The sequence below is a fragment of the Nonomuraea sp. NPDC003804 genome (assembly GCF_040610675.1).
Lineage (GTDB): Bacteria > Actinomycetota > Actinomycetes > Streptosporangiales > Streptosporangiaceae > Nonomuraea.
In genome coordinates this window covers 112,301-133,216 of sequence record NZ_JBEXMT010000022.1, presented here as the reverse complement: position 1 = coordinate 133,216, position 20,916 = coordinate 112,301, and the positions used below count along the sequence as shown (strand labels likewise).

The 20,916-nt window shown below is 73.1% G+C and carries 17 protein-coding genes; 8 read left to right on the top strand and 9 right to left on the bottom strand.

Annotated elements, in window-relative coordinates; all coding sequences use genetic code 11:
• The first annotated feature begins 4 nt into the window (after positions 1-4).
• Both ABZX22_RS28390 and ABZX22_RS28385 read left to right on the top strand, forming a co-directional pair.
• Positions 5-1,258 carry a cytochrome ubiquinol oxidase subunit I gene (locus ABZX22_RS28390; protein WP_354914420.1) on the top strand — a complete coding sequence of 418 codons (1,254 nt, stop codon included), beginning with the start codon at positions 5-7 and terminating at the stop codon, positions 1,256-1,258.
• 10 nt (positions 1,259-1,268) lie between these two features.
• Positions 1,269-2,006 (top strand): cytochrome d ubiquinol oxidase subunit II, encoded by a 738-nt coding sequence (locus tag ABZX22_RS28385; RefSeq protein WP_354914418.1) that lies wholly within the window; start codon positions 1,269-1,271, stop codon positions 2,004-2,006.
• 62 nt (positions 2,007-2,068) lie between these two features.
• Here the strand turns inward: ABZX22_RS28385 and ABZX22_RS28380 are convergent, their stop codons facing one another.
• The gene (locus ABZX22_RS28380; protein ID WP_354914416.1) at positions 2,069-3,730 is read right to left on the bottom strand and encodes an alpha-amylase family protein; all 1,662 of its coding nucleotides are present in this window, start codon (positions 3,728-3,730) and stop codon (positions 2,069-2,071) included.
• A 36-nt stretch (positions 3,731-3,766) separates the two neighbouring features.
• Between ABZX22_RS28380 and ABZX22_RS28375 the strand changes: the two genes are divergently transcribed.
• Both ABZX22_RS28375 and secD read left to right on the top strand, forming a co-directional pair.
• On the top strand, positions 3,767-4,108 hold the full coding sequence (locus ABZX22_RS28375) for a hypothetical protein (RefSeq protein ID WP_354914414.1): 342 nt from the start codon (positions 3,767-3,769) through the stop codon (positions 4,106-4,108).
• 27 nt (positions 4,109-4,135) lie between these two features.
• Positions 4,136-6,346: a protein translocase subunit SecD gene (secD, locus tag ABZX22_RS28370; RefSeq protein WP_354914412.1), complete on the top strand. Its 2,211-nt coding sequence runs from the start codon at positions 4,136-4,138 to the stop codon at positions 6,344-6,346.
• 144 nt (positions 6,347-6,490) lie between these two features.
• Here secD and ABZX22_RS28365 read toward each other — a convergent pair whose 3' ends face one another.
• From ABZX22_RS28365 to ABZX22_RS28350, 4 genes are all read right to left on the bottom strand, one after another.
• Positions 6,491-7,534 (bottom strand): PAS domain S-box protein, encoded by a 1,044-nt coding sequence (locus tag ABZX22_RS28365; protein WP_354914410.1) that lies wholly within the window; start codon positions 7,532-7,534, stop codon positions 6,491-6,493.
• A 46-nt stretch (positions 7,535-7,580) separates the two neighbouring features.
• On the bottom strand, positions 7,581-7,988 hold the full coding sequence (locus tag ABZX22_RS28360) for an ATP-binding protein (protein ID WP_354914408.1): 408 nt from the start codon (positions 7,986-7,988) through the stop codon (positions 7,581-7,583).
• Positions 7,989-8,060: 72 nt separating this feature from the next.
• Positions 8,061-8,696, bottom strand: coding sequence for a response regulator transcription factor (locus ABZX22_RS28355; RefSeq protein WP_354914406.1), 636 nt, complete (start codon positions 8,694-8,696; stop codon positions 8,061-8,063).
• A gap of 14 nt (positions 8,697-8,710) precedes the next feature.
• The gene (locus ABZX22_RS28350; protein WP_354914404.1) at positions 8,711-9,004 is read right to left on the bottom strand and encodes a helix-turn-helix domain-containing protein; all 294 of its coding nucleotides are present in this window, start codon (positions 9,002-9,004) and stop codon (positions 8,711-8,713) included.
• A 52-nt stretch (positions 9,005-9,056) separates the two neighbouring features.
• Between ABZX22_RS28350 and ABZX22_RS28345 the strand changes: the two genes are divergently transcribed.
• The gene (locus tag ABZX22_RS28345) at positions 9,057-9,254 is read left to right on the top strand and encodes an EF-hand domain-containing protein (protein WP_354914402.1); all 198 of its coding nucleotides are present in this window, start codon (positions 9,057-9,059) and stop codon (positions 9,252-9,254) included.
• Between the two features lie 74 nt (positions 9,255-9,328).
• Positions 9,329-10,516, top strand: a complete 1,188-nt coding sequence (locus ABZX22_RS28340; RefSeq protein WP_354914400.1) for a helix-turn-helix domain-containing protein — start codon at positions 9,329-9,331, stop codon at positions 10,514-10,516.
• Here ABZX22_RS28340 and ccrA read toward each other — a convergent pair.
• Together ccrA and ABZX22_RS28330 are read right to left on the bottom strand one after the other, a co-directional pair.
• The gene (gene ccrA, locus ABZX22_RS28335) at positions 10,482-11,807 is read right to left on the bottom strand and encodes a crotonyl-CoA carboxylase/reductase (protein WP_354914398.1); all 1,326 of its coding nucleotides are present in this window, start codon (positions 11,805-11,807) and stop codon (positions 10,482-10,484) included. The two genes, ABZX22_RS28340 and ccrA, sit on opposite strands and share 35 nt — an antisense overlap.
• Positions 11,804-17,734 carry an SDR family oxidoreductase gene (locus ABZX22_RS28330; protein WP_354914396.1) on the bottom strand — a complete coding sequence of 1,977 codons (5,931 nt, stop codon included), beginning with the start codon at positions 17,732-17,734 and terminating at the stop codon, positions 11,804-11,806. Before ABZX22_RS28330 ends, ccrA begins: the two co-directional genes overlap by 4 nt.
• Positions 17,735-17,963: 229 nt before the next feature.
• Here ABZX22_RS28330 and ABZX22_RS28325 point away from each other — a divergent pair, with 229 nt between their 5' ends.
• Positions 17,964-19,409, top strand: a complete 1,446-nt coding sequence (locus ABZX22_RS28325; protein WP_354914394.1) for an alpha/beta hydrolase-fold protein — start codon at positions 17,964-17,966, stop codon at positions 19,407-19,409.
• A gap of 10 nt (positions 19,410-19,419) precedes the next feature.
• Positions 19,420-20,025, top strand: a complete 606-nt coding sequence (locus ABZX22_RS28320) for a TetR family transcriptional regulator (RefSeq protein WP_354914392.1) — start codon at positions 19,420-19,422, stop codon at positions 20,023-20,025.
• On the opposite strand, the gene ABZX22_RS28315 is transcribed toward ABZX22_RS28320, so the two are convergent.
• Both ABZX22_RS28315 and ABZX22_RS28310 read right to left on the bottom strand, forming a co-directional pair.
• Positions 19,994-20,287: a DUF6204 family protein gene (locus ABZX22_RS28315; RefSeq protein WP_354914390.1), complete on the bottom strand. Its 294-nt coding sequence runs from the start codon at positions 20,285-20,287 to the stop codon at positions 19,994-19,996. The two genes, ABZX22_RS28320 and ABZX22_RS28315, sit on opposite strands and share 32 nt — an antisense overlap.
• Complete coding sequence (locus tag ABZX22_RS28310; RefSeq protein WP_354914388.1) at positions 20,269-20,913, bottom strand: TetR/AcrR family transcriptional regulator; 645 nt, start codon at positions 20,911-20,913, stop codon at positions 20,269-20,271. Before ABZX22_RS28310 ends, ABZX22_RS28315 begins: the two co-directional genes overlap by 19 nt.
• Positions 20,914-20,916 lie beyond the last annotated feature (3 nt).

The following is a 20,916-nucleotide window of genomic DNA, read 5'->3' as shown; positions in this document are numbered from 1 at the left end:
GGGCATGGAAACGGTGGACCTGGCCCGCTTGCAGTTCGCGCTGACCGCGGGGGCGCACTTCCTCTTCGTCGCGTTGACGCTCGGACTCGCGACGCTGGTCGCGGTGCTGCAGACGGTGGCGACGCTGACCGGCAGCCCGCTGCACCAGCGCATGGTGCGGTTCTGGGGCCAGCTCTACATCATCAACTACGCCATGGGCATCGTGACGGGGCTGGTGATGGAGTTCCAGTTCGGGATGTCGTGGAGCGGGCTGACGCACTTCGCGGGCAACGTCTTCGGCGCGGCCCTGGCGATCGAGACGCTGGTCGCCTTCTTCGTCGAGTCCACCTTCCTCGGCCTGTGGATCTTCGGCTGGAACCGGCTCAACAAGTGGGCGCACCTGGCGCTGATCTGGATCGTGACGCTGACCGCCTACGCCAGCGCCTTCTGGATCCTGATCGCCAACGGCTTCCTCCAGGACCCCGTCGGCCACCAGGTCGTGGACGGCGTGCTGCGCCTCACCGACTTCGGCGCGCTGACCGCCAACCCCGCCTCGCTCGTCGCCTTCGGGCATGTCCTGAGCGGCGCGATGGTCGTCGCCGGGTTCTTCATGGCCGGGGTGAGCGCCTACCACCTGCGCAGGCGCACCATCGAGCAGGACTTCTTCCGCAAGTCGCTCCGGATCGGCGCCGGCCTGGCCCTGCCCGCCACGCTGGTCACCGCGACCTTCGGCGGCATGGGCTTCCAGACCCTCCAGCCGGGCAAGGCGGCGGCCTGGTCCGGCGGCGCCGACGACCTCGCCCGGGTCCAGGCCGACATGGTGGCCCGCTTCGGCCCCGGCGACTACCTGCCGCCCGTCGGCCTGGTGCAGGCCGCGGGCATCACGATGATGCTGCTGTTCGCCGTCATGCTCTTCTTCTCGGCGGCCGGCTTCCTGCTGATGCTGTTCCGGCCCGCCGTCCGCGGGTTGCGGATCTGGCACTGGCTGCTGACCGCGATGATCCCCGTCCCGTTCGTCACGATGCTGGCGGGATGGGTCTTCCGGGAGGTGGGCCGCCAGCCATGGGCGGTGTACGGCCTGCTGACCACGGCCGACGCGATGTCCCCGCTCAGCGCCACGGAGGTGCGCGTCTCCCTGATCGCCTTCAGCGCGGTGTTCGGGGTGCTGATCCTGGTCAACTACTGGCTGCTGGCCAGGACCGCCAGGCGCGGCCCCGACGCCGTCGCCCTGGGCGCCGAACGCCCGATCGAGACCCCCGTTCCCGCCCTGACCTTCTGAGGACGCCACCATGGAGATCTTCGTCCTGGCCTTCTTCGCGCTCGGCTACTTCCTGCTGGCCAGCGCGGACATCGGGGTGGGCATGCTGCTGCCGTACCTCGGGAAGACCGCCACCGAGCGCAGGACCGTCATCGCCGCGATCGCCCCCTTCTTCCTCGGCAACGAGGTGTGGCTGGTGGCGCTGGCCGGCGTGCTCGCCGGGCTGTTCCCCGAACTGGAGGGTGAGCTGCTGGGCGGCAACTACCTGGCCCTCGTGGCGTTGCTCGTCAGCTGGATCGTGCGCGACATGGGGCTGTGGCTGCGCGGCCGGGTGCCGGCGGCGTGGTGGCAGGCCGGCTGTGACGGGGCGATCGTGGCCGGCTCGTGGGGGCTGGCACTGGCCTGGGGGGTGATCTTCACGCGGATCCTGCCGGTACCGGTCGCGGCGGCGCTCGTGGTCGCGGTGCTGTTCGCCATGCACGGGCTGGCGTTCGCGGGGCTGCGGCTGACGGGCCGGCTGCGGGAGCGTGCCGTACGGCTGACCGGAGGGTCCGGCGAGAGGCCCACCTACGCGCTGACGGCGACGGCGCTGACCGGCATCGTGGTGCTGGCGGGGGCGGACCTCGACCTGGCGGCGTCGGCGGCCGACGGGGCCACGCTGGCGCTGCTGGTGCCGGTGATGCTGGTCCTGATGCCGCTGCTGGTCCTGGCGCAGGCGTGGGTGTGGTGGACCTTCCGCCACCGCGTCACGGGACCCTCCTACCTCTGACCCCCGCAGGTGGGTCACCGTTCGGCGCAGGAGGAAGCCGCGGATCAGGCTGGCCTGCCCGGTCACCGAGCGATGATCGAGGCGTCCTCCGGAGGCATGTCCTCGCGTGGGGCGGCGCGCAGCCAGCGGCAGCCGTGCGGCGCCATCGGCAGCGTCACCCTGCCGTCCTCGACGTCCATGCTCTCGTCGGAGAGCAGGTCGGTGAGCACGCAGTCGCCCCGGTCCTTCAGCAGCAGCTCGACCTCCGTCGCGGTGTCGCCCAGGTTGTGGACGGCCACCACGGTCGCGCCCGCGGCGTCGCAGCGGTGCGCGAAGATGCCCGGGTTTCCGGTCTCCAGCACCGTGTTCTCGCCCCATGCGAGCTCGGGGCACTCCCGGTAGCGCTCGATCAGCAGCTGGAACCAGCGCAGCAGCGAGTCGGGGTCCCGTTTCTGGTCGGCGACGTTGACCCGCTCGGGGGCGAAGCTGCCGCCGGGGATCCCCCGCACGGGCTCGGCCTCGCTGAAACCGCCGCCGCGTGACCACTGCATCGGGGTCCTGACCGCCATCCTGCCCTCTTCGTCGAGGTTGTCCCCCATGCCGATCTCCTCGCCGTAGAAGATCACCGGGGTGCCAGGCATGGAGAACAGCAGGCTGTAGGCCATCTTGACCCGGCGCAGGTCACCGCCGAGCATCGAGGGAAGCCGGCGGCGCAGGCCCCTGCCGTAGATCTGCATGCTCTTGTCGGGGCCGAAAGCCTCGAACACCTCCTGCCGTTCCTCCTCGCTGAGCTTGTCCAGGGTCAGCTCGTCGTGGTTGCGGAGGAAGGTCGCCCACTGGCAGTCCTTGGGCGGCATGATGCGCTCGCGCAGCGCCTGGTAGATCGGCTCGGCCTCGTCTCTGGCCAGCGCCAGCCAGATCCGCTGCATGAGGATGAAGTCGAAGCACATCGTGAGCTGGTCGCCGTTGCCGTCGCCGAAGTAGCCGACGAGGTCCTTGTAGGGCATGTTGACCTCGCCCAGCAGGATCGATCCGCCCTCGCGCCGGCACATGAAGGCGCGCAGGTCGGCCAGGAAGGCGTGCGGGTCGGGCAGCTTGTCGCCCACGTTCTCGATGAGGAACGGCACCGCGTCCACCCTGAACCCCGACAGGCCCAGCTCCATCCAGAAGCCGAGGATGCGGGCGATCTCGTCGCGCACCTCCGGGTTGGCGACGTTGAGATCGGGCTGGTGGCGGTAGAAGCTGTGCAGGTAGTACTGCCCGGTCCGCTCGTCGAACTGCCAGATCGAGTCCTCCTTGTCGGGGAAGACGATCTGGCTGGGGTCGTCGGGTTCGGGCGTGTCGCTCCAGACGTACCAGTCGCGCAACCGCGACTGCTTGCTCGATCGCGAGTCCTTGAACCACGGGTGCTGGTCGGAGGTGTGATTGACCACCAGGTCGGCGATCACCCTGATCCCCCTGTCGGTCGCGGTGCGCATGAACTCCACGAAGTCGCCGAGCGTGCCGAGCCGGGGGTCGACGCTGTAGAAGTCGGTGATGTCGTAGCCGTCGTCCCTGTTGGGGGTCGGGAAGAAGGGCATGAGCCACAGGCAGGTGATGCCCAGGCTGTGCAGATAGTCGATCTGCTGGGTGAGGCCGCGGAAGTCGCCGACCCCGTCGCCGTTGCCGTCCTTGTAGGTCTCGACGTCGAGACAGTAGATCACCGCGTTCTTCCACCAGAGATCGCTGGTATAGGTCAGGCGCATCCGCCTCCGCTACCCGATCAGGCGTATGGTGAACGCGTGCGGACCAGGTTGCCTGCTGCGCTGCTGCTCCTGCTGTCCACACTGTTCCTGGCCGGCGGGACGCCCCCGCCTGCCCCCGTCGTGGCCGCCGTCCACGCGCAGATCGCCGGAGCGGCCGATCACCAGCAGGTCCTGCCCGACCCCACCAGGCCGCACGCCCACGCGAGCAAGGGCGTGCACGCCACGGGCGGCGGCCTCGCCGTCCTCACCGCCGCCCTTCCGTACGGCCGGCGCGCCGCGCTGACCGCTGTCGCCGGCGCCCGCCCGAGGGCGCTCGGCGGCGAGCACCACGCGAGCGCGCCGGCCCGCGCGCCGCCCACCTCCACACCGCTCTCCTGACCCCATCAAGAGCCTTGTGGAGGCCCCATGTCCCGTGCGCCGTTGTGGCGTGCGGTGGCGGCGCTTGCCGTCATCGCGACTTCGTTGTTCCTAGCCCTGACCATGCCGCCGCGCCTCGGTCTCGACCTGCGCGGCGGCACCCAGCTCGTCTTCGAGACCAGAGACTCGCCCACCGCCAAGGCCGACGCCGAGGCCACCGACCGGGCGCTGGACGTGCTCCAGCGCAGGACGGACGCGCTGGGCGTGGTCGACCCGACCCTCGTCCGCTCGGGCGAGAAGCGCATCATCGTCGAGCTGCCGGGCGTGCTCGACCCGCGCAAGGCCGCCGAGGTGATCGGCAGGACCGCGCAGCTGTCCTTCCACCCCGTCCTCGGCGACGACGGCCAGACCCGCGACGAGGACGGCCGGCCGCTCCGTCTCGGGCCGGCCGCGATCAGCGGCGACGGCGTCACCGACGCGGGGGCGGGCACCGACCCGCAGCGCGGCGGCGCCTGGTTCGTCACCGTCGACTTCCGCGAGAGCGCGCCGTGGCAGAAGCTGACCGGCGCGGCCGCCTGCGAGCCCGTCGGCGACCCCAAGCGCAGGGTCGCCATCGTGCTCGACGACAAGGTCATCTCCTCGCCGCAGGTGAACGAGGGGACGCCGTGCCGTACCGGCATCCCCGGGGGTTCCACCGAGATCACCGGCTCCTTCACCCCCGAGGAGGCGAAGAACCTCGCCGTGCTGATCAAGGGCGGCTCGCTCCCCGTGCCGCTGGAGATCGTCGAGCAGCGGACGGTCGGCCCCACCCTCGGCGCCGACGCCATCGCCGCCAGCGCGCAGGCCGCCGTGGTCGGCGTGATCCTGACCGGCGTGTTCATCATCCTGGTCTACCGGGTCGTCGGGCTGCTGGCGGCGATCGCGCTGGTGAGCTACGGCCTCATCTCCTACGCCGCCCTGGTCGCCCTCGGCGCCACGCTCACCCTGCCGGGCCTGGCCGGATTCGTGCTGGCGATCGGCATGGCCGTCGACGCCAACGTGCTGGTCTTCGAGAGAGCCAGGGAGGAGTACGGCCGAGCGGGCCTCAAGTCCGCGCTCGACCAGGGGTTCTCGAAGGCCTGGAGCGCCATCGCCGACTCCAACGTGACCACGCTGCTGGCCGCCGGGCTGCTGTTCTGGCTGGCCTCGGGCCCGGTCAAGGGGTTCGGCGTGACGCTGTCGATCGGTGTGATCGCCTCGCTGGTCTCGGCCATGATCATCACCAGGGCGCTCACCCAGTGGATCATCGGCAGGACGCCGCCGCGAGCCTCGGGTCTCGCCTCGATCGGCAGGGTGCGCGCCTGGCTGACCGCCCGCAACCCCTTCGTGATGCGGCACGCCCGCCGGTGGCTGGTGGGCGCGGCCGTCCTGGTGCTGGTCGCGGTGGCGGGGCTCGTCTCGCGCGGGCTGAACTTCGGGGTCGAGTTCACCGGAGGGCGGCTCGTCGAGTTCACCACGTCCACGCCGATGAGCACGGACACGGCCAGGGCGGCCGTCGCGGGCGCCGGATACCCCTCGGCCGTCGTGCAGAGCTCGGACCAGGGGATCTCGGTGCGGACCGGGCAGATCACCGGCGACGACGTCGAACGCATCCAGCGGGCGCTCGGCGACCGGGTCACCAAGGTGCGCGACGAGCTCATCGGGCCCTCCCTCGGCGCCGAGCTGCGGCGCAACGCGCTGATCGCGCTGGGCGTGGCGCTGGCGGCCCAGCTGGCCTACCTGGCGGTGCGGTTCCGGTGGACGTTCGGCGCGGCGGCCGTGCTGGCGCTGCTCGTCGACACGGCGGCGGTCGTGGGCGCGTTCGCCTGGCTCGGCAAGCCGATCGACGGGGTGTTCCTGGCGGCGATGCTGACGATCGTCGGGTACTCGGTGAACGACAAGGTGGTGGTCTTCGACCGGGTGCGCGAGCTGTGGGCGCGGCAGCGGACCAGGCCGTTCCCCCAGGTGGTCAACGAGGCGATCCTGCAGACCGTGCCGCGCACCGTGAACACCGGGCTGGGGGCGCTGTTCATCCTGGCGGCGCTGGCGGTGTTCGGGGGTGACTCGCTGCGGGACTTCGCGATCGCGCTGCTGATCGGGATCGTGGTGGGGACGCTGTCGTCGTCGCTGGTGGCCGGGCCGTTGGCGATCGAGTTCGAGCGGCACAGCAAGCAGCCGCCGCCGTCGCCGCCCGCCCGCCGTACCTCCCGGCCCCGCGAGGGCTCCGGCGCGGTCCTCTGACCACGGCCGGACAGTTCCCTGACGCCCCGGCCCCGCTCCCACCCGCACGGCACGCAGGGTGATGGCGGGGCCGGGGCCCCTGCCGGGAGGCGCCGTCGCCCGGCACCGGCGGCCCCACCAGGCGAGGGCCTACCGGCGGACGGATCACCCGCTCCCTCCGTACGGCAGCGCCGGCACCCAGAACTCCACCGTCGCCCCCCGGCCCGGCTCACTCCTGATGGCCCACCAGCCTCCGGCCGCCTCCGCGCGTTCGCGCATCTCCAACAGCCCGAAGTGGTCGCGCCCGGACAGCGTCTCCACGGGCTTGGCGAGGCCGACGCCGTCGTCGGTCACCCTGACGAGCACGCCGTGGTCGGCGGAGACCAGCGACACCTTCACGCTCTCCGCCCGCGCGTGCTTGTGGACGTTGGTGAGCGCCTCCTGCAGGATCCGGAAGATCGTGATGCGCGTTTCGGGCGGCGGCTCGCGGACGAGGTCGTGGCTGACGCTGACGGTGAGGCCGGTGCCCGTCACCGTCTCGTCGAGATAGCCCTGGAGGGCGTCGATCAGGTCGTCGTCCAGTCCCGGCGGCCGCAGCCGGAAGGTGAGGCCGCGCAGCCGCTGGACGGCCGCGTTGACGGCCTCGCCGAGCCGTTCGACGGCGTCGGCGTGCTCCGGCGGCACCCGGTCGGCCAGAAGCTGCAGCCGCATCCCGACGGCGACCATCGACTGGATGGTGTCGTCGTGGACGTCCCAGGCGATGCGCCGCCGCTCGCGCTCCTGCGCCTGGACCAGGTGGGCGAGCAGGCGTCCGCGCTCGTCGAAGGCGCGCTCTGCGGTACGGCGCTCGGTCATGTCGCGGGTGACCTTGCCGAAGCCGCGCAGCCGTCCGGACTCGTCGAACAGCGCGGTGATGATGACGTTCGCCCAGAACCTCGTGCCGTCCTTGCGGACCCGCCACCCCTCGTCCTCCAGCCGTCCCTCCGCGATCGCGGTCTCCAGCTCGCGCTCCGGCTTCTTCGCGGCGACGTCCTCGGGCGGGTAGAAGACCGAGAAGTGGCGGCCGATGATCTCCTTGGCCGTGTAGCCCTTGACCCGCTCGGCGCCCGCGTTCCAGCTGATGATGCGACCCCGGGGATCCAGCATGAAGATCGCGTAGTCGACGATGCTCTGCACCATCAGGTGGAGGTCTGTGTCGGCGTCGGCCATACCGCAGCATGCCACGCCCACCCCCGCGAGCGGTACGGCACGCATGTCAGCCGACGGCCGCGCCCGCCCTGGCGCCGTCGGAGTCGGTCGCGGCCACCAGTTCGCACCAGACCACCTTGCCGCCGTCCAGCGGGGCGGCACCCCACCGGGCCGACACCCGCTCGACCACGTGCAGGCCCCAGCCGTCACGCGGTCCTGGCTCACGGGGCGCGGGCAGTTCGGCGGCGGCATCACCCACCTCGATGCGGATCCGCGACTCGTCTCCCGCCAGGCGCAGCAGCGGCGGCCCGTCGCCGTGCAGCAGCGCGTTGGTCACCAGCTCCGAGACGACGAGCAGCACGTCCTCGTGGGCACCACGGTAGGCGGTCTCGGCCACGAACCGTCCGGCGATCTCGCGGGCGGCCGTGATGCCGGACAGCTCGGCTTCCAGCCGCTCCTCGATCTCGTATGCCATGCCCCTCACTTTCCCCACCGGGGCGTGGCCTCACGAGACGCAATTTCCCCAGCGGCCAGTAGTGCAGATGCATCAGTCAAGCAGGCCGTCCCTGCGTGCGATGACGACGGCTTCCAGCTTGGAGCGCGCGCCCAGCTTCTCCAGCACCCGCTGGACGTGGTTGCGCGCGGTGTTGCGGGCCACGCCGAGCCGTCGGCTGATCTCGACGGTGCTGGCCCCCTCTCCCAGGAGCGCCAACGTCTGGCGCTCCCGCGCGGTCAGCCCGCCGCCCGGGTGCGCCGCCCTTCCCGTCAGCCGGTCGAGCACGTCGGCCAGCAGGTCGGGCGTGAAGACCATGCCGCCGGCGGCCACCTCGCGGACGGCCGCCTCCAGCTCCTTCAGCCCCGACGACTTGGCGATCAGGCCGGCGCCACCGGCCGCCACGGCCCTGGTGGCCATGGCGGCGCTCACTTCGCCGGCGACCACCAGCACGCGCACCCCTTCGGCGGCCGACGCGAGGCTGCCGATCGCCTCGATCCCGTCGCCGTCGGGCAGCCGCCGATCGAGGAGCACCACGTCGGGCCGCAGGCGTCCGGTCTCGGCACCCGCCTCCGCGATCGAGACCGCCCTGCCCACCACCTCGATGCCGTCGGCCCGGTCGAGCGCCATGCCGAGCGCCTCGGCGACCATGTCGTGGTCCTCCACGAGCAGCACCCGGATCGACGGCATGGGCTCATTCTCCTTCAGCCCTGGGCTCGTCTGGCGGCCAGGGCGGCGCCGACGCGCTGCACGTCGCCGTCGTCGGCGGGATCGAGGCCGGTCAACGCGGCCACCCTGCGCAGCCGGTAGTCGACGGTGTTGGGGTGGAGGTGGAGCGCGTCGGCGGTCGCCCGGCGGGAGCGGCCGTGACGCAGGTGCGTCTCGAGCGTGAGCAGCAGCTCGGGGTGGGCGTCGAGCGGGGCCAGGAGCGCGGCGAGATCGGCGGTGGCGGCGGGCGGGTCAGCAGGGGTCAGGGCTCGGGGACCACGGACCTTCACGTCTTGGTCGAGTGAGGGGCGATCGGCGACAAATGAGGCTAACCTCTCGCCCATGAGTGACTACGCGATCACATTCGACCTCGTCGACGCCAACAATGACGGGCTGATCTCCGCCGCGGAACTGGTCCGCCTGATGGAGGTGCTCGGCCAGCCGATCACGATCGAGGCCGCGCAGGCCGGTGTCGCCAGGCTGGACCGCGACGGTGACGGCCTCATCTCGCTGGAGGAGTTCGGCCGCTTCATCCAATAGTTATAAAAACAAGCACTTGCTTCCCAGCTCCTCTGTCAGTTAAGTAACAAGTGGCGACGGGAGGGGTCAAGGGCATGAAGGGTGACTGGAGCGACGGACGCCGCCTCTGGGAGTCCGCTCCCCCCGGCATCGTCCATGGGTTGCGACCCGGCATCGGCAGGCTCTCCGACGAGGTGATCGAGGAGATCCAGGCCCGCATCCCCGAGTACGCGAGGCCGTCGGACGAGATCTACATCAAGGTCGTGCGGAGGGCGGTCGAGGAGGCCATCGGCCGCTTCCTCGACCGCATCGAGAACCCCGACGCCCCCTGGGATCCCGAACCGTTCCGCATGATCGGCAGGGGCGAGGCCGCCGAGGGCCGCAACCTCGAACCGCTGCAGACCGCCATGCGCCTGGGCGCCAGGGTCGGCTGGCGGCGGCTGACCGAGCTGGCCGAGCCGCTCGGCCTGACGCCCCAGTCCCTCTACGACCTCGGCGAGGCGATCTTCGTCTATCTCGACCAGCTCGCCGACGCCGCCGCCGAGGGCTTCGACGAGGCCAGGGCCCACGCGGCAGGCGAGATGGAGCGGCGCCGCCACCGCCTGCTCGACCTGCTGCTCTCCCAGCCGCCCGCCGCCGCCGAGGCGATCGCCGACCTGGCGAAGGCCGCCGGCTGGCGGCTGCCGAGGACCGTGGCGGGCGTCGCGCTCGACGACCAGAACGGCACCCCGTCCCTGCCTCCGGACGTCCTCGTCGGCCTCGACCGTCCCCAGCCGTGCCTGCTCGTCCCCGACCCCAACGGTCCCGGCCGGCCGCAGATGCTGGAGAAGAGCCTGCGCGGATGGCGGGCGGCGGTCGGCCCCGCCGTCCCGCTGGAACGGGCGGCCGTCTCGCTGCGGTGGGCCACCGAGGCGCTCGACCTGGCCCGCCGCGGGGTGCTGCCGCGTGCCAGGGGCCCGCTGCGCTGCGCCGACCATATGTCGACCCTCATCGTCTTCAAGGACGAGGACCTGGTCGGCGCGCTGGCGCAGACCCGGCTGGCCCCGCTCGCGCACCTGCGCAAGTCGCAGCAGGACCGGCTGGCCGAGACGCTGCTGGCCTGGCTGCGCTACGGCAGAGGCGCCGGCGAGGTGGCCGCCAGGCTGCACGTCCACCCGCAGACCGTCCGCTACCGGCTGCGGCAGCTCGAAGAGCTCTACGGCGACCAGCTCGGCGACCCCGACGTCCGCTTCGAGCTGGAGATCGTCCTCAGGGCGAGGCAGGCCAGGACCGGAACAGCCTGAGGCTGTCCTCGCCGACCCGCTCGCGCAGCGCGTGGTCCTCGACGCCCAGGTCCTCCTCCTGCGCCAGGCACAGCACGCCCACCTTGCCCACGTGCTCGTTGGTCTGGACGGCCCGCGCCGCGTCGCCCGCCCGCTCCAGCGGGTAGACCCGCGAGAGCGTCGGATGGATCATCCCGAGCGAGATCAGCCGGTTGATCTCGGCGCATTCCTGGTAGTTCGCGCCGTGCGAGCCGATGATCCGCTTGAGCTTCATCCACAGGTGTCTGTTGTCGTAGGCGTGCTCGAAACCGCTGGAGGAGCCGCAGGTGACCACCGAGCCGCCCTTCCTCGCGACGTAGACGGACGCGCCGAAGGTCTCCCTGCCCGTGTGCTCGAAGACGATCGCCGGGTCCTCGCCGACCTGCCTGCGCACCTCCGCCCCGAGCCTGCGCCACGCCTTCTCGTCGTCGAGGTGCTCGAACTGGGTGCGGTCCACGACGTGCTCGCAGCCCATCCGGCGCAGCAGCTCGGCCTTCTCCGGCGAGCTGACCACCCCGACCGGGATGCCGCCGCCGTTCCTGACGAGCTGCACGCCGTACGCGCCGAGGCCGCCCGTCGCGCCCCACAGCAGCACCACGTCGCCCTGCTTCATCCGCGAGCCGTGCTCTCCCACCAGCATGCGGTAGGCGGTGGACGCGCACAGCATGTTGCACGCGGCCTCCTCCCAGCTCAGGTGGGGCGGCTTGGGCAGTAACTGGGTCGCCTTCACCACCGCGAACTCCGCCAGGCCGCCGAAGTTCGTCTCGAACCCCCACGCCCGCAGGTCGCCGCCCAGCATCCCGTCGTGGTGGGTGATCGGGTCCTCGCCGTCCACGTACGCCGGGCTGGTCACCACCCGGTCACCGATCCGCCAGCGCCGTACGGCCGCGCCCGTCCTGACGACCACCCCTGCCGCGTCGGACCCGAGCACGTGCGTGTCCAGGTCGTGCCGCGGATCGGTCCTGCCGAACCGCTCGAGGAAGGCGAAGGTCGGGATCGGCTCGAACATCGCCGACCAGACGGTGTTGAAGTTGATCGCGCTGGCCATGACCGCGACCAGCACCTCGTCGGGGGCCAGCGGCGGCATCGGCACCTCGCCCACGTGCAGCGACCTGCGCACGTCCTTGTCCACCCCCTTCGCCCCGTGCGGCGTCCTGCCGAACATGCCGACCTCGTCCTTGCGGATGTAGGTGGCCTTGTAGGTCGAGGGGACCCGCGCGTGCTCGAGCTCTTCGGGATCCGCGCCCTCGATCACTGCCTGTACCAGCGTCATGGAAGACCTCTCAGGTGTGCGGCGACGATCTCTACGTACGGGGGGTCGAGCAGGTTGAGATGGTGCGAGCCGGGGACGGGGACGATCTCCAGATCCTCGGCGTAGGGGGCGAACCCCCTGGCGGGGTCGTCCCGGTGCGCGTAGCGGGCGTCCTCGACGGCCCACGGGGTCGGCTCGGTGGAGCGGTAGAGGACGACCCTCCCCCGGTACGGCCCGCAGCGGTAGCGCTCGATGGCCAGGGTGTCCTCGTGGGAGGTGCGCTGGTGGCGCAGGATGGCGGGGCTCAGGGCGGCCAGGACCCCCGACTCCTCGACCCGCGCCTCGGTGAGCGCGAGCTGGCCGGGCTCGTCGAGGTCCTTCAGGTCGTCGTAGGTGAGGGCGACCGCGGCGCCGTAGGTGTCCCGGAGGTACCGCGCGAAGTCGGCGTACCGCCGGGCGCGCACCTGGGTGAGCGTGGCGGGGTCGAGCCGGTCGGGAAGCCCCGAGTCGATCATCGCGACCAGCTCGACGGCGTCGTCGCCGAGTTGCCTGGCGATCTCGAAGGCCACGATCCCGCCGAACGACCAGCCGCCGAGGCGGTAGGGGCCGGGGCAGGTGCGGGTGATGGCCTCGGCGTAGGCGGCGGCGCGCTCGGGGATGCCGGCCGTGCCGTCCAGCCGTTCCAGGCCGAGCACGGGGGTGTCGAGGAGGGAGGCGAGCCGCCGGTAGACGCCCGTCGTGCCGCCCGCCGGGTGCGCCAGGAACAGCGGCGCCGCCCGGCCGGTGGCGCGGCCCGGCCGGGTGAGCGGCCGGACGACGCCCTGCCCGGCCTCCCGCTCGTCCGCCGCCCGCACCGCGTCGGCCAGCTCGGCGACCGTCACCCCGTCCACCCGGAGACCCGCCTCGCCTGCCACGGTGGTCGCCACCTCGGCGGGGAGGACCTCGTCGAGGCGCGGCGCGCGCCCCAGGACCTGCTCGGCCACCCTCACGACCAGCCGCTCGGCCGCGTCCCTCGGCGCCGTCTCCACGGCGGGCGCCCGGCCTTCCCGACCGCCCTGCTCGGGGCCGAGCGCGCCGCCCTGCTCGGGGCCCAGCGCGCCGCCCTGCTCGGGGCCCGCCTCGATGCCCAGCTCGGCCGCGACCGCCCGCGCCACCTCGCCCAGCGTGGCGCCCCTGAGCAGCAGCCCGGCCGGCACCGCCACCCCGAAGTCGTGCTCGAACGTCCCGCGCAGCCGCGTCGCCGCCAGCGAGTCCAGCCCCAGGTCCGTCAGCACCGCGTGCTCCCCCGGCCACCCGCCCCGGTCGCCCGACCGGCCGGCGTCGAGCCCCAGCACCCCCGCCACCCGCTCCCGCACCCGCGCGTGGATCACCCGCATCGCCTCGCCGGGCGCCAGCGCCCCCAGGTCACGCCGCCGCTCCGCCACCCCCTCGACCACCATCGAGAAGTACGGCATGCGTCCCACCCGGGGGAACACCGCCATCGCCGCCGCCGGATCGAGCCTGACCACCCCCGCCGACAGCTCCCGCCGCAGCAGCGCCTCCAGCGCCTCGATCCCCTCCTCGGGGGTGAGCGGCGTGACGGCCGGCAGCGGGTCGGCCCCGGCCCACGTCCCCCAGCTGATCGACACGGCCGGCAGCCCCTCCGCCCTGCGCAGGTCGCACAGCGCGTCCAGGTAGGCGTTCGCCATGCCGTACGCGGCCTGCCCCGGCGAGCCGAGCAGGGCCGCCGCCGAGGAGAAGGCCACCCACCAGTCGAGGGCACGGTCGCGCGTCGCCTGGTGCAGCCGCCACCCGCCGGTCGCCTTGGCCGCCCACACCCGTTCGACCGACGCCGCGGTCAGCGCGGTGACCAGCCGGTCGTCCAGCACGCCCGCCGCGTGGACGACCCCGCACAGCGGGACTCCCCCTTCCGTCACGGCCGCCACCAGCCGCTCCGCCGTGCCCTCCGCGGCGAGGTCGCCCGTGACCACCTCGACCGCGGGCAGCGCGGCGAGCCGGGCGGCGGCCTCGGCGGACGGTCCCGCCCGGCCGTTCAGCACGACCCTGGCCGCGCCCCTGTCCACCAGCCAGCGCGCCACGAGCAGGCCGAGCGCGCCGTACCCGCCGCTGATCAGGTAGCCGCCGCCCTCCCGCACCACCGGGGGACGTCCGGGACGGTCGGCGACGAGCTCGGCGCGGCGCAGGCGGGCGGCGTAGCGGACGCCGTCGCGCCAGGCCACCTCGTCGTCGTCGCCGTCGTGCGTGAGCTCGCGCGCCAGCACGGAGAGGTCGTCGACGTCGATCAGCGTCGCCCTCAGCTCGGGATGCTCCAGCGCCAGCACCCTGACCGCGCCGCGCAGCGAGGCGGCCGCCGGGTCGCCGCGTTCCCCCTCCAGGACGGCCTGCGCCCGCTCGGTGACGATCCTGAGCCGCCTGCCGTCCCCGGCCAGCCGCGCCAGCCGCAGCAGCACGCCCGGCGGGTCGGCGTCCGCCCCCACCAGCACGAGCGGGTCGCCGTCTGGCCCCGCGGGCAGGAACGAGGCCAGGCGGGCGGCTCGCGGATCCCCCTCATCGGCCAGGATGAGCCATGCGCGAGCCGGCGCCGCCTGGTCGTCCACCAGCGGGGCCGGGGCCCAGATCCGTTCGACGAGCTTGTCGGCCAGCCGTACCGGCACGCCGGTCTCCGGGATCTCAGCGGTCTCGATTCCCTCAATTGTCCCGTCTACACAGAACCGCCCGATTCTTTCCTTCGCGTCGGCCGACGGGCCCGCGCCCGCCGAGCCGTACAGCTTCCACACCCCGGCCGCGTCCTTGGCGTGCACCTCGACGCGTCCCCCTGCCCGCGTGACGGTGATCCGCGCCGGCAACGGCAGCAGCCCGTACAACGCGACGTTCTCCACGGCCGTGCCGCCCGTCGCCGCCAGCGCCAGCCGGGCCACCGCCTCCACCGGCAGCACCGCGTGCCCGTCGCGGTGCCAGGTCGCGGGATCCAGCTGCCAGGGCGGCTCGGACAGGTCGTCCAGCTCGGTGGACCAGCCGTGCCCGGCGGGCGTCTCCACGTGCGCGCCCAGCACCGGATGCCCGCCGGCGGCCCGCGGGCGTTCCGGCGCCCAATGCCGCTCCCGCCGCCAGCGCGGGCGCGGCACGTCCACCACCCGCCCGTCCACGTCCGGCGGTACGGCGGCCGCCACCCTGGCCACCTGCTCCTCGAACCCCCGCACCGCCCCGTCCCGCACGCCCGCGGCGGAGGAACGCGGTCGGGCGAGCGAATGGGTCACCAGCGCGCCAGGAAGGCTGTCCCGGAGCGCGGCGGCCAGCACCGGATGCGGCCCGATCTCGGTGAACACGGTGTGCCCGTCCTCCGCCGCGGCGCCGACCGCCTGCGCCAGCCGGACCGGCCGCCTGATCCCCGCCGCCCAGTAGGCGGGCTCGAACGTCGGCGTCTCCCGCGGGTCGTCGAGCACCGTCGAGTAGAACGGCACGTCCGGCTTCCCCGGCACGATCGCCGCCAGCTCCGCCCTCAGCCGCGGCTGCAACGGTTTGACCTGCGGCGAATGCCCCGCCCCTTCCGCCGTCAGCACTCTCGCGTAGCGCCCGTCCGCCTCCACCCGCGCCGCGAAGCGCGCCACCGCCTGCTGGTCGCCCGTGACCACGGTCTGCGTCGGCGAGGAGTAGACGGCGACGTGCAGGTCGGAGGGCACCTCCTCGGCGGCGGCCTCCAGCACGGCCATCGCGCCGCCCCCGCCCAGAGAGCCCAGCAGCCTCGCCCGCCGGCAGATCACCCGGACCCCGTCGTGGAGCCCCAGCCCGCCCGCGACGACGGCCGCCGCGACCTCGCCCATCGAGTGTCCGATGACGGCGGCGGGCCGCACCCCGTACGCCGTCCACAACCGGCTGAGCGCGATCTGCACGGCGAAGATCATGGGCTGCAGGTGGGCGACGCCGTCCGCCTCCCAGGTGTGCAGGTCGATGCCCGCCTCGGCGCGCAGGAGCGGCGCCAGCTCGTCGACGGCTTCCCGGAAGGCGGGCTCGGCGGCGTAGAGGTCGCGTCCCATGCCAGGCCACTGGGCGCCGTACCCGCTGAAGACCCACACCGGCCCCCGCTCCCCGGTGAGCACGGGCTCGACGGTCGCGAGCGCGCCGGCCAGCTCGCCTGCGGTCCTGGCCACGGCGGCGGCGCCCACCCGGCCCCGCCCCGCCCGGCGGGCTAGCGTGTGGGCGACGTCCCGCAGCCAGGAGCCGGACGGCTCCGGACGGGCGGTGAGCCAGGCGGCGAGGTCGGCGGCCTGCGCCCGGACCCGGTCGGCGGTGACGTCGCTCAGGACGAACACCCGCGCCGCAGCCGTCCCGTCCTTCGGCGGGGCCGACACGGGTGAGTGGACCTGGCGGAAGGCGTCCAGGACCACGTGGGCGTTCGTGCCGCCGAAGCCGAACGACGACACCCCCGCCCGCGCGTCGGCGCGCGGCCAGGCCGTCGGCTCGGTGACGACCGACAGCGTGTCCCAGGGCACGTGCGGGTTCGGCGTGCGGAAGTGCAGGCTGGGCGGGATGAGCCCGTGGTGCAGCGCCAGCACCGTCTTGATGAAGCCGGTCACCCCCGCCGCCGCCTCCAGGTGGCCGAGGTTGGTCTTCACCGAGCCGAGCAGGACCGGCCCGGGGACGGCGGCGGCGATGGCGCCGGCCTCGATGGGGTCGCCGAGGAAGGTGCCGGTGCCGTGCGCCTCGATGTAGTCGGGCCCCCTGTCGAGCCCCGCGTAGACGGTGCGGAGGAGGTCCTGCTGGGCGTCGGGGTTCGGGGCGACCAGGCCGTTGGAGCGGCCGTCCTGGTTCACGGCCGACGCGGTGACCACCGCGAGGACCCTGTCGTCGTCGCGGAGAGCGTCGGACAGGCGTTTGAGCACGACGACACCGCAGCCCTCGGCCCGCACCATCCCGTCGGCCGACGCGTCGAACGCCTTGCACCTGCCGTCCGGCGCCGTGCCGCCGGCCCGGTCGAAGGCCATGGTGACGACCGGGGAGAGCAGCAGGTTCACGCCCGCGGCCAGGGCCAGGTCGCTCTCCCCCGCGCGCAGGCTGGTCACGGCCAGGTGGACGGCCACGAGCGAGGACGAGCAGGCGGTGTCGACCGCCATGGACGGCCCGCGCAGGTCGAGCAGGTACGACAGCCGGTTGGCCGCGATGCTGAAGGCGGCGCCGGTGGCCGTCCACGCGTCCACGGCGGCGGGGTCGGCGGTGGTGAGGTGGGCGTACTCGTTGCCCGAGATGCCGACGAACGCCGCGGTACGGCTGCCGCGCAACGAGCGCGGCGCGATGCCGCCGTGCTCCAGCGCCTCCCACGCCGTCTCCAGCAGCAGCCGCTGCTGGGGGTCCATCGTGGCGGCCTCGCCCGGCGGGATGCCGAAGAACTCGGCGTCGAACCCCTCGATGCCGTCGAGGAAGCCGCCGTGCCTGGTGGTGCGGTCGAGGGCGGCGGCGGTGCGGGCCGTACCGTCGTCGAACCGTTCCCAGCGCCCTTCGGGGACCGTCCGTACGGCGTCGCGGCCCTGGAGGAGAAGGTCCCAGAACGCCTCGGGCCCGTCGGCGCCCGGCAGGCGGCACCCCACCCCCACCACGGCGATCGGCTCGGGCCCGCCGGACAGGCGCTCGTCCGGGCCGGGTACCGCCGCGGGCGCGCGTCCGCCGGTCGGGCGGAGGGGGTGGGCCGTTGAGCGTCCCGCGGCCGGATCGGCGAGCGCGCCCGTGGCCAGCGCCGCGGCGAGCCGGTTGATCGTCGGGTGTTCCCACACCAGGGTCGGCGCCAGCTCGCGTCCGACCAGCTCGGCCAGTTCCCCCGCGATCCCCGTGGCGTCCCGCGACGACAGCCCGAACTCCTCCAGCGGCCGGTCGGGGTCCACCTCGGTCAGGGCACACCGGGAGGAGATCCGCTCCGTCAGGAAGCGTCGGATGTCGCCTTCACCGAGTTCGTCCACGGGCGCTCCCATGCTGCCGGGGGTGATCGGTCAACTTACCGAGACGAACCATCCAGGAGCAGGCCGTAGCGGAACATTCCTCCAGTTCGTTTTTGTCACGCGGGTGATAATTGTCCGCGGAGCGCAAGCCGTAGCGCCTTTTCGTTGCCTGCGGTGATAGCTGCCGCCCGCGGGCACCGCCTAGCCTCGCCTCCACGCTGAGGAGGGCCGAGGAGGGCTGAGGACGGTGATGGGCATCGTGCGATCCAGGGGCTTGCTGGCCGTGGCGCTGGCGTCGGTGCTGGTCGTGGGCTCGTCGGCCGGTCCCGCGCTGGCCGATCCCGACTGGTCGCTGGTCCCGGACGGGCAGACCGGGCAGGAGCGGCCGGCCGCCGACCGCCGCGGCGAGCCGGCGAGGCCCGCCACGGCCGACGGACGGAGCGAGCCCGAGGAGCCGGGCGGCCAGCCGCCCGGCAGCGGCCAGGCCGAGCAGCCGGGAGAGATGCCCCCGCAGGACGGCACCGCCGGCGACCCCTTGCCCGGCGACCCGAACGGCAGGCCGCCGTCCAAGGCCCCGCAGCCGCGACGCACGCAGGAGCCGGCGCGACAGCAGGCTCCGCCGGGCGACGCCGGAGACCCCCGCTACGCCCCCTGGCAGAAGGCGCTGAAAGGTCCGGCGAGGGTGGTGAGGGAACGCCGGCTCGGCCCGCGGATGCTGGACATCCTCATCTCCTCGCCGTCGATCGGCCGGATGATGCCCGTCCGCCTGCTCCTCCCCAGGGGCTGGTCGAAGTCCGCCAAGCGCACCTGGCCCGTCCTCTACCTCCTGCACGGCGGCGCCGACAACTACACCGCGTGGACCAGGATGACCGACGTCGTCTCCTTCACCGAGAACGTCGACGCGATCATCGTGATGCCCGAGGCGGGCCGCGCCGGCAACTACTCCGACTGGTTCAACGGCGGCCGTGGCGGCAGCCCCGCCTGGGCGACCTTCCACACCCAGGAGGTGCGGCGGCTGCTGGAGATCGGCTACCGCGCCGGCACCCGCAGGGCGATCGCGGGGCTGTCGATGGGCGCCTACGGAGCGGTGAAGTACGCGGCGCAGAACCCCGGCATGTTCGGGTTCGTCGGCGCCTTCAGCGGCATCATGGCCACCCAGCTGCCCGGCATCCCGCAGATCATCCAGAACGCCCAGCTCAGCGAGGGTCACGACCCGAACGCGCTGTGGGGCGACCCGGCCGGGAACAAGGACGTCTGGGCCGCCAACGACCCCCTGGTGCTCGCGCCGAACCTCAGGGGCACCGCGATCTACATGTCCAGCGGCACCAACAGCTTCCTGGGCCCGCTGGACCCGCCCGGCTCGCCGTGGCATCCCGCCCACCTGGGCGAGCCCATCTCCGCCTACACCGCGAAGGCGCTGAGCAAGCGGCTGGACCGGCTCGGCATCAAGCACACCATGAACATGTACGGCAACGGCACCCACACCTGGCCGTACTGGAACAGGGAGTTCAAGAACTCCTTCCCGATGGCCCTGCGCGCCCTCGGCCTGAAGGGCGGCGGGGATCCCTCGGCGGCGACGATGCGGGACGAGCGCGAGTGGGAGTACGACGACCCGCTGCCGCCGATCACGCCGCCCGACGCCGTCCAGCCGGGCCCGCTTCCTCTCGGTGTCATGAACTGGACGCTGCAGCGGTGACACTTGATCCATGAACCTGCGTGACCGCAAGAAGGAGCGAACGCGGCAGCTGCTGTCCGACACCGCGATCGCGATGTTCCTGGCCGAGGGTTTCGACCAGGTGGCGGTCGCGGACATCGCGGCGGCGGCGGAGGTGTCGAAGCCGACGCTGTTCAGGTACTTCCCCGTCAAGGAGGACCTGGTCCTGCACCGCATCGCCGACCACCAGGGCGAGCAGGCGAGGGTGGTGGCCGCCCGCGACCCGCGGGAGTCGCCGCTACGGGCCCTGCGCCGGCACTTCCGCCAGGGCCTGGAGGCGCGCGACCCCGTCACGGGGCTGTGCGACCTGCCCGAGGTGCTGGCCTTCTACCGCCTGGTGTACGGCACGCCGAGCGTGGCCGCCCGCCTGGTCGAGTACGGCACCGCCGACGCCGCCCTGCTGGCCGGCGCGCTGGGCGGGCCCGCGCCGCGCCTGGTGGCCGCCCAGGTGATCGCCGTCACCCAGGTGCTCGCGCACGACAACGTGGCGGCCGTGTCGGCCGGCCGTACGGCCGACGAGGTCTTCCCCGAGGCGGCCGCGGCCGCCGATCTCGCCTTCGACCTGCTCAGCCACGGCGCCGCAGGGCGCGGCTACTGATCTCCGTCATGTTCGTGACGCCGATGGTCTCCTTGTTGAAGGGGTAGGCGAGGGCGTCGAGCGCGGCGAGCTGGGCCTCGGTGTCGTCCTCGGCCTCGGTCTGGAAGCGGAAGGTGAACCAGCTGACGGACCGGTCGTAGGCGAGCGAGCCGCCCTCGCGGAAGCCGATCTCGCAGGCGTCGGCCTGCTCGCGCAGCGTCTCCCGCTGGGCGTCGGTGAGGCCGTCGAACCTGGCGCGGATGATCACTCGGTAGGTGTCCATGTCGTGTCCCTCGTCGCGTAGGTGAGGACCCGGTCGCCGAGCAGGCTCTCGATGGTGTCGAGCCGTTCCAGCAGCGCGTCGGCGATGGCCGCGGGGGGCTGCCCGTCGGCCGTCCGCCTGCCGATCTCGCGCAGGACGTGCTCGTGCACCCAGCCGAGCTGCTCGGCCACGAGCGCCGGCGTCGGATCGCCGGGGGCGGCGCCGGTCTCCTCCGCCAGGGCGGCGGCGAGCTCGGCGACCATCTGCTCGGCCAGCTGGACCAGCCTCGCGGTGAGGGTCGGGGCGGCTCGCGCCATCTCCAGGAAGCGGCCGAAGCCCTCGGTCAGCCCGATGCTCCCATCACGGCGGCGCAGCTCGTCGCGCAGCGTGGCCAGCACGGCGCCGGCGGCCGACTGCCCCGCCGCCCGCCCGCGCACGATCGCGGCGAGCCGGTCCCGCGAGGCGGGCGGGATGACCAGGTCCTCTTTGACCTTGAAGTAGTTGTAGACCGTGTTGGCCGCCACGTCGGCGGCCCTGGCCACCTCGGTGACGGTGACATGGTCGAACCCGCGCTCGACGAAGAGCCGCAGCGCCACTTCGGAGATGTGGCGCTTGGTCTCTTGCTTCTTGCGTTCGCGCAGGCTCACGCC

Excerpts from the sequence above, each read along its gene's own strand:
- ABZX22_RS28390 (WP_354914420.1), top strand. The coding sequence starts at position 5 with ATGGAAACGGTGGACCTGGCCCGCTTGCAGTTCGCGCTGACCGCGGGG.
- ABZX22_RS28385 (WP_354914418.1), top strand. The coding sequence starts at position 1,269 with ATGGAGATCTTCGTCCTGGCCTTCTTCGCGCTCGGCTACTTCCTGCTG.
- ABZX22_RS28380 (WP_354914416.1), bottom strand. The coding sequence starts at position 3,730 with ATGCGCCTGACCTATACCAGCGATCTCTGGTGGAAGAACGCGGTGATC.
- secD (WP_354914412.1), top strand. The coding sequence starts at position 4,136 with ATGTCCCGTGCGCCGTTGTGGCGTGCGGTGGCGGCGCTTGCCGTCATC.
- ABZX22_RS28365 (WP_354914410.1), bottom strand. The coding sequence starts at position 7,534 with ATGGCCGACGCCGACACAGACCTCCACCTGATGGTGCAGAGCATCGTC.
- ABZX22_RS28360 (WP_354914408.1), bottom strand. The coding sequence starts at position 7,988 with ATGGCATACGAGATCGAGGAGCGGCTGGAAGCCGAGCTGTCCGGCATC.
- ABZX22_RS28355 (WP_354914406.1), bottom strand. The coding sequence starts at position 8,696 with ATGCCGTCGATCCGGGTGCTGCTCGTGGAGGACCACGACATGGTCGCC.
- ABZX22_RS28345 (WP_354914402.1), top strand. The coding sequence starts at position 9,057 with ATGAGTGACTACGCGATCACATTCGACCTCGTCGACGCCAACAATGAC.
- ABZX22_RS28340 (WP_354914400.1), top strand. The coding sequence starts at position 9,329 with ATGAAGGGTGACTGGAGCGACGGACGCCGCCTCTGGGAGTCCGCTCCC.
- ccrA (WP_354914398.1), bottom strand. The coding sequence starts at position 11,807 with ATGACGCTGGTACAGGCAGTGATCGAGGGCGCGGATCCCGAAGAGCTC.
- ABZX22_RS28325 (WP_354914394.1), top strand. The coding sequence starts at position 17,964 with ATGGGCATCGTGCGATCCAGGGGCTTGCTGGCCGTGGCGCTGGCGTCG.
- ABZX22_RS28320 (WP_354914392.1), top strand. The coding sequence starts at position 19,420 with ATGAACCTGCGTGACCGCAAGAAGGAGCGAACGCGGCAGCTGCTGTCC.
- ABZX22_RS28315 (WP_354914390.1), bottom strand. The coding sequence starts at position 20,287 with ATGGACACCTACCGAGTGATCATCCGCGCCAGGTTCGACGGCCTCACC.